An 11813-nucleotide genomic window follows, 5' to 3' on the forward strand; every position below is an offset into this window, starting at 1 on the left:
TGGTGCCCCTAGCGTCAACATCAGATGTCAGCCGACTGCTGACTACGGCCGATTGCCACTTAAGCCTACCCGTGGCAGTAACCATATTCTTTATAGCAACGATCAGGTCGGAGAACGGATTCGACTTACCACTGATCTGCCTATTTCACATTTCTTCCAAGAGGAAAGCTGGACCATTATCAGTGAAAATAAATACCTTATACTGACGTATGATGCAGCTTTCGAATCGGCCATTGTAAGCACCTGTGAGGATTTCCTCCATAAGACGCTCAGTTATTGGCAGCGATGGATTAAAAGGTGTAGTATCCCCAACATTTATCAAACAGAAGTAATCCGATCGGCTCTGGTGCTGAAACTTCATCAATATGAGGATACAGGAGCAATTATCGCCGCATCAACAACTAGTCTGCCCGAATATCCAGGTTCGGGAAGAAACTGGGACTACCGTTATTGCTGGGTACGTGATAGTTATTATGTCTTAACAGCATTGACACACATCGGTCAGTTTGAAGAAATGGAAAGCTTTGCTAATTATATTGCTGGCATCACGCATCGCAACCCTGGAAGACTTCAACCTTTGTATGGTATCCTTGGTACCACCGAACTGACAGAACAGATCTTACCTTACCTAAAAGGCTATCAGGATAACGGTCCAGTGCGGATTGGCAATCAAGCTTTTGAACATATCCAAAATGATGTATACGGCCAAGCAATGATTGCCTTGTTACCTCTTTTCACTGATCAGCGTTTTAAAATCCATGAAAACAAGAATGTGTTAGGCTGGGTAAATTTCATTCTCGAAAAGATTGAGGCTACTATAGAGGAAAAAGATGCCGGTATCTGGGAGTTTAGAAATTTTGCCAACCACCATTGTTATTCCAATCTTTTTCAATGGGTCGGATGTAAGGCGGCCCTATTGATTGCGCGTCAAAATGGTTATCAAGATATGGAGGATCGCGCGAATGTCCTCTTAAAAAAAGCAGAAGCTTACATCGAGGCCTGTTATGACGAAGAGCGAAAAGTCTATCAGAATGCTATTGATAGCCGGAATTTAGACGCCAGTACCTTGCAGCTCATTGTCATGGATTACCTTGACCCAAAATCGGAACGCGCCCTTCATCATCTCGAAATGCTGGAAAAGGAATTAAAAGGTGAAAATGGACTTTTCTATCGCTATAAACATCAGGATGATTTCGGCAGACCCAAATCCACTTTCTTAGTCTGTGCATTTTGGTACGTGGAAGCGCTAGCCTGTGTCGGCCGTGTGGAGGAAGCGAAAGAGATCCTCGAACGTTTGCTGACCTACAGCAATCACCTGGGGCTGTTCAGTGAGGATGTTACCGAGGACAATGGCAGCCAATGGGGCAATTTCCCACAAGCCTACAGTCACGTTGGATTGATGAATGCCGTTTATCGTCTTGCCATAAAATTAGATAAACCAATTTTTCAATGACATAAAAACAAAATGTGCGATCAAAATAAATTGATCGCACATTTGTACGCTTATAATTGCCAATTAAATGGCCTTGATAAAATATTACAATTTATCCAGCCAGTTTTCTACCTCTTCTTTGGTTTTTCCGGTCTTTTGTTGCAATTTACCCAACAATTCATCTTCCTTTCCCTCGGCATACAACAGATCATCATCGGTTAAATCTGCATATTGCTGTTTCACTTTACCTTTCAGCTCGTTCCAACGGCCTTTCCATGTTAAATTACTCATAAATGCTCCTTGTTTTTAAAAAATGAAATGTATGTACTTTTATATTAATGTCTGTTTATAGCTGTCAAAATGTTCACAGATCTCCTCCATCCCAATTCGCTTGCCCATCAAGTCTATAAAACGGTTTTTATACAAGGAAAATATGTATAAACCCGTTGCCAAACTCCCTATGACAAAAATACCTTCCAGCTCATTGCTCTTCACAAGCTTGTTGTTCAGGTGACACTCTTTGAGTAACGGAATATTATAAGAAGACCATTTACCCATTTTATCTTTGAGTACCAAACCAATATTTTTTGTCCCTGTCATCATTTCAGCTCCTTTTATTAGAAAAACAGCTACGTTGCTTCAAATGTTTTCTAATTTTTGTCATTTTGAAAAGAATAGGTCTTTCATACACAAGAGCAAGTAATTATACGGTGGCGTCCAAAAAAAATGTTTCCAATTGATTAATTGGAAACATACTGTTAAAGATTGCTTTTACTATTTTTTGTTAGCGTTTACCTGGTAAATAGATTTGAAAACCTACGCCAACGCCTAAACCACTCGCACCGCTGCCGGTATTAATATTAGCCTTGCTATAATTGTAGCCAAAGGTAGCTTCCAAAGCAACAGTTCGTGTGATAAAATGTGCATATCCAACATTGGCTCCTACAGCCAGTGCGACATCTTTGCCCCTAGAACTTCCTGAAATACCAATATCTCCCTGTCCAAAAAACCGACCTGTACTTGATCCCGCATTTGGAAAGTAATAACGCACAAATGGCGCTACACCATAAGTCCATTCATTATCAGCATCTTTTTGAGTAGCCAAGCCAAGATTTGCCTGTGCACCAATAGCCAATCCATCGGACACGAAATAACCAGCTCGTGGTTGAAGTGCTACATTAAATGATTTTCCTTCAAAACTATAGCCAAGATTACCGATCGATCCACCGACCATCCAATTTCCTTGTCGAATAGGTTCAATTCCGACATCCGAGGACATCTGTGGCGTAGTTTCAATTTTCTGAGCATGGGCCTGATACCCAATTCCTGCTGTTATTAATAAAAGAAGTGTCAATTTTCTCATAGTATCTCTATTATCTAAATTACTTTAGTTTAATAACAAGATCGACAAATGAAAAGTTTTAAATTTATTCTTAAAATATATCGTTTTGTCATTTTGTAAAAAAGAGAACCAATCAGATTTGACTCATGTTCCTATTAAAAAGACGATGAATACAGCAATTCAATTTGGTGATGCTATTTCAGATTATTTCCAAGAAAGCTCCCTATTCTTGCACGAAATAGCCCCAATGGAAAACCAACCGGACAGCTACAGTCTTAAGTCCGTATTTAGTCCATCCAAGGTTTCGGATCGAGATGCGGTCAATCGCAAACTTAACTCTCCAAAAAGTATGGCTGGCCCCGATCCAAGTGAAGAAGAACAACGCGACCGCACAACTAGAGAAAAGATTAATACAGAAGAGGATCAACATAAAGAGAAACCAGATCATTCAGAAGAAGATATTTATGATGCTGATTCAGATCAAAAAGAAAAGGATAAAAAAAACTCCCACAACTAAGGGAGTTTTTTTGTGAATATAACGAAGAGGTCCGAGTGACCTTTTCTAAGTGCTCCTTTAAGGTTTAGATTGTATAGCATTGATGCTATCCTTCCTAAGCGTGTCTGCTAAACTGGTATCCTTCTGCATGCTCATTTTTTGTTGCTCGCTTAAATTGTATCTTGTTTCATCGGCAGCGCTCGGCGCGATATTGTCCGCCTGACCACTTCCTTCTGCTGGATTTTTGTTTGGATTTTGGCACGCAAAGAATAGTGTGCTGCAAAATAATAACGTTCCCAAAACTACCGTGAATTTCTTTCTCTTTTTCATATTTTATTTTGTTTTTGTGATCAATCTTTTTCTTAAGAACCACATTCAGAACTTATTAGTTTAATAAAAACTGATAAAAAACAATCATTTAAACTTCTGCTTAAAAAAACAGACAGTTCCCACACTCCACTAAATACAGAAGGATACCCGTAATAAAGACATTTTTTAATGGAACAAATACCCAATTAACCGGGCCCAAATCGGTCGCCTATTTTTATCGGGACGCTTTCAATTGTGTACTCTTGTAGCGTTTAGGCTACAAAATAATCAATACGCAGGTGTACGTATTTTTCCCCTATGCCTGTTTAAACAAGTTTTAGATGAACCTGAAAACGTAAATGTAGCACTTTAATTGCACCTCCATGTATCAAATAAACATCAATCAATTTAACAAACGATACTATGAGCAATTCCAATTTGAATATTTTAGTCGAGGAAAAAAGAAGTCTTTTGAAACATTTTGCGGGAAAATTCACCAATGATCCCGATGAAAAAGAGGATTTAATTCAAGAGACGCTTATTCGTGCATTGAAATCGATCGATGATTTTATCCGTCATCCCAAATTAATGTCGTGGCTCTACGTTATTATGAAAAATGTTTACATTAACCAATATCGTAAAGCCAAACGTATAAACGACATCCATGAAACATACATCGGTCTAGAAAGCACTAACACTGTAGAATCCAATAAAAGTGACAGCAAGTTTATCGCTGATGATATTCAAAAAGCGATGTGCAGTTTGTCGGAAGAAAATTACCAGGTGTTTCAATTATTCCTTGAGGGATACAAATACCATGAGATCGCCACCTATTTTGGCATGCCTGAAGGAACAATCAAAACCAGGATACACATGACGCGAAAAAAACTTCAAAAACAACTTAAAATTTACAAATTAAAATAAAACAAAACGTAGCTTTTGAGGTTATCTACCTAAAGTAACTTAACCGGATAGCTGACAATTCGCTAAATAATAAATATATGAAATCAGAAGTTAAAACAAAAAATCAGCACAATATGGTCATTACGCTGATTATCTGTGGCGGTCCCATTGGAAAGGGAAATGGTAAGACCATTGTACAAGCGGTAGTTACGGACACATTAGACAAAAATCAAACTAAAGTAGAGACAGAAAAAGGTAAAAAATCTCCTTCTGTAAATAAAACAAAATAGATGAGAATTTACTCATAGAACATTGAAATTTATCCATAGAAAGGGTTGCTTTTGTTAAGAAAGTAACCCTTTTTAATATATTTTTCTTTCTATTTACCTGATAGTCCGTCTCCCCTTTCCTGTATAAAACCCTTGATTTATGTGAATAATACGCATCTTATTTTTTTCGAAAACCGGGGATGCCTCTCTTCCGTTCTTACAAAAAAGATTAAAAATTCACTCATCAGCATGATACAATGGAAACCAAACTTATAAATGACCATAGAATGATCAACGATCTTATACAGATCAACCATGATCGAACTGCTGATTAACAAATGGCAACTGATATGGTCTCAAGCATTCACATAAGAAATTTAAATAACATTTTTGGGTTTAAGCATACGTTGACTTTGGAGATTATTATATGAAAGTAAAAGCCGGTTATACAAGAAAGAAAATAGGCAAGTCTTTTAAATATTTTGATACATCAGGAACAGAAGTATCTGATAAAAAGATCTTAGAAAGAATTATGAAACTGGTTATTCCACCCAACTGGAAGGATGTATGGATTGCCAAAAGTAAGACCAGTGATCTGCAAGCTTTTGGATTCGATCAAAAAGAGCGTAAACAATATATCTACCATACGAAATTCGTTGACCAACGGCAAGCGGCAAAGTTCAGCAATATTCTTTTTATGGGTAAATATTTGCAAGAATTAAGAAAGATCAGCACTAAACATCTCAAACATCAGGTTTGGGATATGGACAAATTGTGTGCAATTGCTTTTAAAATTATGGACAGTACATTAATTCGTATCGGCAATAAGCGCTATACACTGACCAATAAGTCATATGGCCTAAGTACACTGGAAAAAAGGCACGTCACCATCGAAAACAACACGATATCTTTGGCTTATAAAGGCAAAAAGGGGGTTTTTCAGCAAAAGTCATGGTCCAATAGGCAACAAGCTAAGCTTCTGGAAGAACTTTTAAAAATGAAGGGAAAAAGGATATTTCAGATTGATAGTGCTACGTGCGAAAGCACGTTCTGCGGTGCCGCCTTTAATCAGTATCTCCGGGAGAATTCTACGGGTCAGATCAGCTGTAAAAGCATTCGTATTTGGGGAGCCAGTCGAGAAGCTTTTTACCAGCTCGCCCAAACAAAACAGGCGGAGGCACTTAATGCCCGAAAAAGACAGTTAAACAAGGTCATTAAACATGTTGCTGAGCAGCTCGGCAATACAAAGACTGTTTCACAGACTTATTATATCCATCCTGCCATACAACGTTTATTTATGGAGGGAAAATTCCCCAGTATAAAAAGTAAATTACCGCTTGCGAAATTAGAGGATAAATTATACCGTTTTCTGCTTAAACACACCGATAAGGCAATTGTTTAACGTCCAAACCTAAACCATTCGTCCAATGGATGGCTTAGGTTATTCATCCAACATGCTGCCATATCCATGGCTGCAACAGAAAATGTGATACCATTTCCACCGAAACCACACACAAAGTATGAGTTTTTAAACTTTTCATGTTTTCCGATATAGGGCAATCCATCTTTGGTTGTTCCAAAAGTACCAGCCCAGGCAAAATCTGCGTGAAAGGCCCTATCGGTAAAAATTTTGTTAAATGACTTTTCCAATTTAAGTGATTTCGCTGAAATGAGACTATCTCGCTTGATGGGGTCTTTAAATTCTTCATCTTCTCCCCCAATCAGAAACCTATGATCGTCTGTGGTGCGCATATACAGATAGGGTTCAGTAGTATTCCAAATAAGCAGATCGCGATACCGATCATAATTGTCTTTATCGACTTCTGACACGATTGCGAATGTACTCAATAGATCGACAAATTTCTCCGGAATAAGGTTTGTCGTTTCGTATCCTGTACAATAAATAATTTTCTTCGCTTTGATTTTAGCTCCTGTCGAAGTGGTTACAAGATTATGCCCCGACTTATATAATACAGAGTCTAAGGCTGTTTTGTCGAAAATCAATAATCCCTTTCTAACGTTGTATGCCAGCAGTTCATGTGTAAAGCAAAAGGCGTCTATGCTTGCCCCTAAAGCCGAGAGAATTCCAGCATAAGCGCCATGTATAGCATAACGATCCTTGATATCTTGTTCCGTTAACCATTTAACGTCAAAACCTGCCGCTTGTCGGGCTTCAAACTCTTGCTTCAACCAGGAGATATCTTTTTTCCTTGCCGCGTAGTAGAGTGATTTTTTTGTTCGGAAACCAGCTTTGGACCGGATCTTCTTTGCGATTTCCCCCAATTTGACAATTGCTTCACAACAGGCTCTGTAGCTCGCTATTGCGGCCTCTTCACCAATTAATTCCTTTAATCTATACAAAGGCACATCAATTTCATATTGCAACATAGAGGTTGTTGCTGCCGAACTCCCATTCACAATTTCACGCTTGTCAATAAGAATACATTTCCTTCCATCGTTTATGCATTGATGTGCGATCAGGGCTCCTGTAATGCCGCCCCCAACGACGAGAACATCACAGCTAAGATTATCTTGCAAGGAAGGATAACTATTTAGAAGACCGTTTTTTATTAACCAAAAAGGTTCATTTGACTTTAAATCCATTGTAATAAAAGCTTATTGAATGTTTGTATAACTATTTCTGAAAAGAAATAGTTTGGTTAGCATTTTATTAAATTTCAAACCATTTGAGCATTAGCTAGGTTATCTTATTAGCAATTAATAGATTACTTATGCGAGCAATTTGGACGGGGGCTATTGGTTTTGGTTTGGTCAATATCCCAATTAAAATATATAGTGCAACGGAGAATGCTGCTTTAGATCTGGATATGCTTGATCGAAATGATCTATCCAATATTAAATTCAAGCGGGTGAATGAACAAACCGGCAAAGAGGTAAAATGGGACAATATTGTTAAAGGATATTTCATAAAAGACCATTATGTCGTGCTGGAAGATGCGGATTTTGAAGACGCAAGTCCGGAAAAGACCAAACTTATCAATCTTCATGCTTTTGTTAAACTGATGGATGTAGACAGTATATATTTTGAAACGCCCTACTATCTGGAGCCACAGAAAGGTGGAGAAAAAGCCTATCAGTTATTGCTCAAAGCATTAGAAAAAACTAAAATGGCGGGCTTAGGGTCATTCGTCATGCGAAATGTAGAACATCTAGCCCTTATAAAGCCCTATCAAAATGCATTGGTTTTGAATAAAATACGTTATCAACAGGAAATCAGATCACTTGACGAGCTTAAATTACCTACTGCAATTAAAATTCAAAAAGCAGAAATGGATATGGCTACACAGCTGATCGAGCAACACAGCACATCCTTCGATATCAGTAGCTATAAAAACGAATATATGGACGAGCTCCTCAAAATAATCAAACAAAAAGACAAGGGTAAACGTCCTACCATTCGAAAAATGAAAATAGAGCATACAAAAGCAGATGATTTGCTTGCAAAACTTAAAGCAAGCCTTGGTTAAACAAAATACCCTGTGTCATGATACGTAAACTAAAGTCGGGGCAATATCGAATATATGCCAGGCATCCAGATAAAGAGACGAACAGACGTCGGAATCTGGGTACTTTTGATACCCTTGAGGAGGCAAAAAAACACGAGCAAGAAATTCAATATTTTAAGCATAAGAAGTGAAATAAGATGAAGAATATCATACCGGAACAGAAAGAAGGTAAGCACCTGGATTGCTTTGAATCCCTCGAGTTTCCAAGTGAAGCTATGGCCAATTTAGCCTATGCTTCGGCTATAAACAATCTTAGAAAAGTCAACCATTGGCATGAGCTCGCTCAGATACCTGCTACTGTGTTTCAATTAACAGCGGGTTATGGTACTCCAATTGATCGCTTACTCGAATTACATGATTATATCAGACTCGATATTCCAGGACCTGGACTTCCAAGTAGTGATGGTTATGATTGGGTAAATATTGTCAGCCTCATTTCAGACAAAACGGACGATTATAGTGTTTTTGCCATAACATTAAAACCTTGCCCCGATCCAAGCCATCCTGGGGATAAAAATACAGCACATTTTTTTGAAGGAGTTTCATCTTCTACCTTTTTGATCGAAAAACGGAGGAATAGTATTTTGTTCCAATACGCTGGAAGGAACGAGATCATCAATGTCGACAATGAGAATATCAGTGATAATGTCAGGAATTATTTCATTGGTCTAGCAGCTAAAATTGGGGCATCTTACCCACAATGGAAATCACTTCTTAAAGGAATGGCTCATGCCGTGGCCAAAGAGTTTAATGTTCAGCATTAGTTCCTTCTGCCGAACGGAAATTGGCAGCAGCTTTAATTTCGAAATAAAAAGAACCCAATGAGGCAATTTTATATCTTTTATAACCTTCTGTTATAAAAGATTCAATCGATGTTGTCGTAATTTTTTTTGTATATTTATGTATATCATAAGAAGTTTTGGGGTATTATGAATCATACATTTCAATCTAACAATCAAACCATCATTATCCTTCAATCTTTTGGCAGTCTGGTCATCTTAGATCGACATTTTAATGTCGTTGGGATAACCGAATCTGTCGTAAATGATCACGACGCCAAAGAGAACCTATTAGGAACTCATTTCTTTGATAGCTTTAGCAATACATTCGGTGAAGCGTTATCCAAAATCAAGAATGCAGTAACTGATCTACTTGAAAACGGGCAGTCGCGCCATATTTTGCCTATTAAAATGAGAAAAGAACGTGTTTATGTAAAATTGCGAAGACACGATGAATACTTCTATATCGAGTGGGAACAACAACACAAAAAATACATTGCTGCAAAAAAAATAAATGAGCTTAATTTTTTGCTAGATACTATTCAACCAAATAATTGGGACCGTGTTTGTTCGGCCGTCAACAAATTACTGAATTACGATCGGGTTTTCGTTTTGCAGGTTCAGGAAACGGGTTATAGTTCCGTGATTGCGGAACATACAGCAGATGGACAAGCCCATTTCAAAGGAATGGAGTTCTCGAAAGATTTCATGCCCGAAGAAGTCTTGTCGTACTATCGGAGCTATTCATATCGATATGCTCCCAATATTAATATCGAGGGACAAAAATTCTACTATACTGACGAAGGAATTGATCCGGTCTCGAGTTTATTATCACCGTTACCTGAACTTCATCGGCTTTTTTTAAAAAAGATAAATGTACAAAGCGCCTTGTTTTTTAGAATCTGTATCGATGATGACTTTTGGGGTCTTGTGGTCGCACAGAATGATGAAGAGCGGGTGGTCGATCTGCAGCAGCGAAAACTATGTACGTTTGCCATCCAGGCAGCCACCAGCAAATATGAGAGTCATGTCAAACAGAATCTGTTGGAAAGAACGGAACTTCTTAAACTCGCTGAAGAAGAGTTAAAAAGGAGCCTTTCTGAAAATAAAATGGTGAATTGTGCTTTGATACAGCATATGGATATTCTTACCCAGCTGGTCAATGCAGATGGATTGGCCATATTTAACCAGGGCGATGTTTTTAACTATGGTCATTCTCCGCAGAAAGCGCAATTTTATGAAATCATTCAATTCCTGCAAAAACATACCGATAAAGCCCTCTTCAAAGATTATAATTTTCGGCTGAATCATCAGGATAACTTTAACGATAAATTGGGTTTTGCGGGGCTCATGTATCTAAAGGTTGGCTTGGAAAACGATTATTACCTCGTTTGGTTTAGAAAGGAAAACCGTAATCAGGTGATGCAGATGGAGCTGAAAAACGAGCCGCATGAAAGCAAACAGCTCAAAATCTGGGAAGATATGCGCTATGACGTTGCCAAACCCTGGAATGATGCTGAAATCAATTTTGTCCTTCGTCTGAATCAGATTATCAAGGAATCCATTTTTGCAAAATTAAAGGAACGTCAGTTGCTAAATGAGGAGCTTCTGAGTTTGAACAATGAGTTGGAAATGTTTACACATACCCTTTCTCATGATTTAAAAAATCCCTTGTCCATCTTAAAAATGGGCATACAATTTCTACAGCAGCACTCCGACAATATTGATTTTACAAAAATCAATAAGTGGTACCAGAATTTCAGCCGAAGCGTTACAAACATTGAAGATATTATCAACAATATGGTCCAGTTGAGCCAGCACCGTTCCAGCATTTTAGACAAGGAACCACTTCCCATGGCCTATACAATTCAGCGCATATTTCAAGAAAATAGCATTTTATATAACGTCAATAATTGCCAACCCACTTTTGGTACCCTATTACCAATTTGGGGCGAAAAAAGTGCCGCGTATCAAATTTTTTCCAATTTAATTGTTAACGCAATAAAATATTCTGCACAAGCAGACAGGCCTTTAGTGACAATAGATAGTTCCGACGAAGACGATTATACGCATTATCAGATCAAGGATAACGGTATTGGCATACCAAGTGACCACCTGCCTCATATTTACGAAATGTTTACCAGAGCCGACAATGTGGGTTCAATACCTGGTACGGGCATTGGGCTTTCGCTGGTGAAACGGATAATGGAACGATTGGGAGGAAGTATCGAAATTGAATCAGAGGTTGGTATAGGCACCGTTGTCCACCTCTACTTCCCTATTGTTAAGCCATTTCCTGAGCAAATGTTACTCGATTGATCTTTGTTTCAAATCCTGAAATCTTTCAAACTATTTTCCATCTAACGTTGTTCATTTAAGGAGAGAATACCATCCAATAAAAAGGATCGTATCACTTAAAAAGAAATCGAAAATGGAAGAGATATTGCAACATGCAGTAGTAAAACGAGGTTTAATTATTGCCTATTATTTTAGTAACATCTGGTATCGTAAAGGATTGTTCGGGGAACGTACTATTCCCGATCCAAATGACACTGATCCGACCGAACATCCTGATCCAGCTATAGATGAAACCGATCCGGAAGAAGAGGAAAATATCAACTACACACATAAAAATCCGCAGACAAGAAGCAACATAAGCCCTGGAAAGAAGTCTTCCGCTACCTGGGACGAAAATGTCGAAAATCGGGCCATATCTAAAAAGACAGATTGACCGATGGGTCAATCTGTAAAGATAT

At 38.2% G+C, this 11813-nt stretch carries 14 protein-coding genes; 9 read left to right on the forward strand and 5 right to left on the reverse strand.

Annotated features, from left to right (window positions below):
• Window positions 1-1453, forward strand: a 1453-nt coding sequence (locus B2X72_RS04485) for a glycoside hydrolase family 15 protein (protein WP_286848398.1), incomplete at its 5' end; no start/stop codon positions are given.
• An 84-nt stretch (window positions 1454-1537) separates the two neighbouring features.
• Here the strand turns inward: B2X72_RS04485 and B2X72_RS04490 are convergent.
• The 3 genes from B2X72_RS04490 to B2X72_RS04500 all read right to left on the reverse strand — a co-directional run bounded on the left by B2X72_RS04490 (window position 1538) and on the right by B2X72_RS04500 (window position 2795).
• Window positions 1538-1723: a CsbD family protein gene (locus B2X72_RS04490; RefSeq protein ID WP_075992699.1), complete on the reverse strand. Its 186-nt coding sequence runs from the start codon at window positions 1721-1723 to the stop codon at window positions 1538-1540.
• A 39-nt stretch (window positions 1724-1762) separates the two neighbouring features.
• Window positions 1763-2035, reverse strand: coding sequence for a hypothetical protein (locus tag B2X72_RS04495; protein ID WP_088161634.1), 273 nt, complete (start codon window positions 2033-2035; stop codon window positions 1763-1765).
• Window positions 2036-2216: 181 nt separating this feature from the next.
• Window positions 2217-2795 carry a hypothetical protein gene (locus tag B2X72_RS04500; RefSeq protein ID WP_075992701.1) on the reverse strand — a complete coding sequence of 193 codons (579 nt, stop codon included), beginning with the start codon at window positions 2793-2795 and terminating at the stop codon, window positions 2217-2219.
• 145 nt (window positions 2796-2940) lie between these two features.
• Here B2X72_RS04500 and B2X72_RS04505 point away from each other — a divergent pair, with 145 nt between their 5' ends.
• Window positions 2941-3291 (forward strand): hypothetical protein, encoded by a 351-nt coding sequence (locus tag B2X72_RS04505; RefSeq protein WP_088161635.1) that lies wholly within the window; start codon window positions 2941-2943, stop codon window positions 3289-3291.
• A gap of 57 nt (window positions 3292-3348) precedes the next feature.
• Here the strand turns inward: B2X72_RS04505 and B2X72_RS04510 are convergent, their stop codons facing one another.
• Window positions 3349-3600: a hypothetical protein gene (locus B2X72_RS04510; RefSeq protein WP_088161636.1), complete on the reverse strand. Its 252-nt coding sequence runs from the start codon at window positions 3598-3600 to the stop codon at window positions 3349-3351.
• Window positions 3601-4002: 402 nt separating this feature from the next.
• Here B2X72_RS04510 and B2X72_RS04515 point away from each other — a divergent pair, with 402 nt between their 5' ends.
• From B2X72_RS04515 to B2X72_RS04525, 3 genes are all read left to right on the forward strand, one after another.
• A complete protein-coding gene (locus B2X72_RS04515) occupies window positions 4003-4503 on the forward strand; it encodes an RNA polymerase sigma factor (RefSeq protein WP_088161637.1) in 501 nt (166 codons plus the stop codon).
• A gap of 77 nt (window positions 4504-4580) precedes the next feature.
• Window positions 4581-4772 (forward strand): hypothetical protein, encoded by a 192-nt coding sequence (locus B2X72_RS04520; RefSeq protein ID WP_088161638.1) that lies wholly within the window; start codon window positions 4581-4583, stop codon window positions 4770-4772.
• A gap of 406 nt (window positions 4773-5178) precedes the next feature.
• The gene (locus B2X72_RS04525) at window positions 5179-6153 is read left to right on the forward strand and encodes a DNA topoisomerase IB (protein WP_286848399.1); all 975 of its coding nucleotides are present in this window, start codon (window positions 5179-5181) and stop codon (window positions 6151-6153) included.
• Here B2X72_RS04525 and B2X72_RS04530 read toward each other — a convergent pair.
• Entirely contained in the window at window positions 6150-7355 is a 1206-nt protein-coding gene (locus tag B2X72_RS04530; RefSeq protein ID WP_286848400.1) for an NAD(P)/FAD-dependent oxidoreductase, read from the reverse strand. The genes B2X72_RS04525 and B2X72_RS04530 overlap by 4 nt on opposite strands.
• A gap of 128 nt (window positions 7356-7483) precedes the next feature.
• Here B2X72_RS04530 and B2X72_RS04535 point away from each other — a divergent pair, with 128 nt between their 5' ends.
• The 4 genes from B2X72_RS04535 to B2X72_RS04550 all read left to right on the forward strand — a co-directional run bounded on the left by B2X72_RS04535 (window position 7484) and on the right by B2X72_RS04550 (window position 11788).
• A complete protein-coding gene (locus B2X72_RS04535) occupies window positions 7484-8239 on the forward strand; it encodes a Ku protein (RefSeq protein WP_286848401.1) in 756 nt (251 codons plus the stop codon).
• Window positions 8240-8415: 176 nt separating this feature from the next.
• Window positions 8416-9042 carry a hypothetical protein gene (locus B2X72_RS04540; protein WP_145326783.1) on the forward strand — a complete coding sequence of 209 codons (627 nt, stop codon included), beginning with the start codon at window positions 8416-8418 and terminating at the stop codon, window positions 9040-9042.
• 165 nt (window positions 9043-9207) lie between these two features.
• Window positions 9208-11376 carry a GAF domain-containing sensor histidine kinase gene (locus B2X72_RS04545; protein ID WP_286848402.1) on the forward strand — a complete coding sequence of 723 codons (2169 nt, stop codon included), beginning with the start codon at window positions 9208-9210 and terminating at the stop codon, window positions 11374-11376.
• A gap of 112 nt (window positions 11377-11488) precedes the next feature.
• Complete coding sequence (locus B2X72_RS04550; protein WP_145326785.1) at window positions 11489-11788, forward strand: hypothetical protein; 300 nt, start codon at window positions 11489-11491, stop codon at window positions 11786-11788.
• Window positions 11789-11813 lie beyond the last annotated feature (25 nt).

It is taken from the genome of Sphingobacterium sp. UBA7253 (genome assembly GCF_002472745.1).
Taxonomy (GTDB): Bacteria; Bacteroidota; Bacteroidia; order Sphingobacteriales; family Sphingobacteriaceae; genus Sphingobacterium; species Sphingobacterium siyangense.

Excerpts from the sequence above, each read along its gene's own strand:
- B2X72_RS04500 (WP_075992701.1), bottom strand. The coding sequence starts at position 2,795 with ATGAGAAAATTGACACTTCTTTTATTAATAACAGCAGGAATTGGGTAT.
- B2X72_RS04505 (WP_088161635.1), top strand. The coding sequence starts at position 2,941 with ATGAATACAGCAATTCAATTTGGTGATGCTATTTCAGATTATTTCCAA.
- B2X72_RS04520 (WP_088161638.1), top strand. The coding sequence starts at position 4,581 with ATGAAATCAGAAGTTAAAACAAAAAATCAGCACAATATGGTCATTACG.
- B2X72_RS04525 (WP_286848399.1), top strand. The coding sequence starts at position 5,179 with ATGAAAGTAAAAGCCGGTTATACAAGAAAGAAAATAGGCAAGTCTTTT.
- B2X72_RS04545 (WP_286848402.1), top strand. The coding sequence starts at position 9,208 with ATGAATCATACATTTCAATCTAACAATCAAACCATCATTATCCTTCAA.
- B2X72_RS04490 (WP_075992699.1), bottom strand. The coding sequence starts at position 1,723 with ATGAGTAATTTAACATGGAAAGGCCGTTGGAACGAGCTGAAAGGTAAA.
- B2X72_RS04530 (WP_286848400.1), bottom strand. The coding sequence starts at position 7,355 with ATGGATTTAAAGTCAAATGAACCTTTTTGGTTAATAAAAAACGGTCTT.
- B2X72_RS04540 (WP_145326783.1), top strand. The coding sequence starts at position 8,416 with ATGAAGAATATCATACCGGAACAGAAAGAAGGTAAGCACCTGGATTGC.
- B2X72_RS04495 (WP_088161634.1), bottom strand. The coding sequence starts at position 2,035 with ATGATGACAGGGACAAAAAATATTGGTTTGGTACTCAAAGATAAAATG.
- B2X72_RS04550 (WP_145326785.1), top strand. The coding sequence starts at position 11,489 with ATGGAAGAGATATTGCAACATGCAGTAGTAAAACGAGGTTTAATTATT.
- B2X72_RS04535 (WP_286848401.1), top strand. The coding sequence starts at position 7,484 with ATGCGAGCAATTTGGACGGGGGCTATTGGTTTTGGTTTGGTCAATATC.
- B2X72_RS04510 (WP_088161636.1), bottom strand. The coding sequence starts at position 3,600 with ATGAAAAAGAGAAAGAAATTCACGGTAGTTTTGGGAACGTTATTATTT.
- B2X72_RS04515 (WP_088161637.1), top strand. The coding sequence starts at position 4,003 with ATGAGCAATTCCAATTTGAATATTTTAGTCGAGGAAAAAAGAAGTCTT.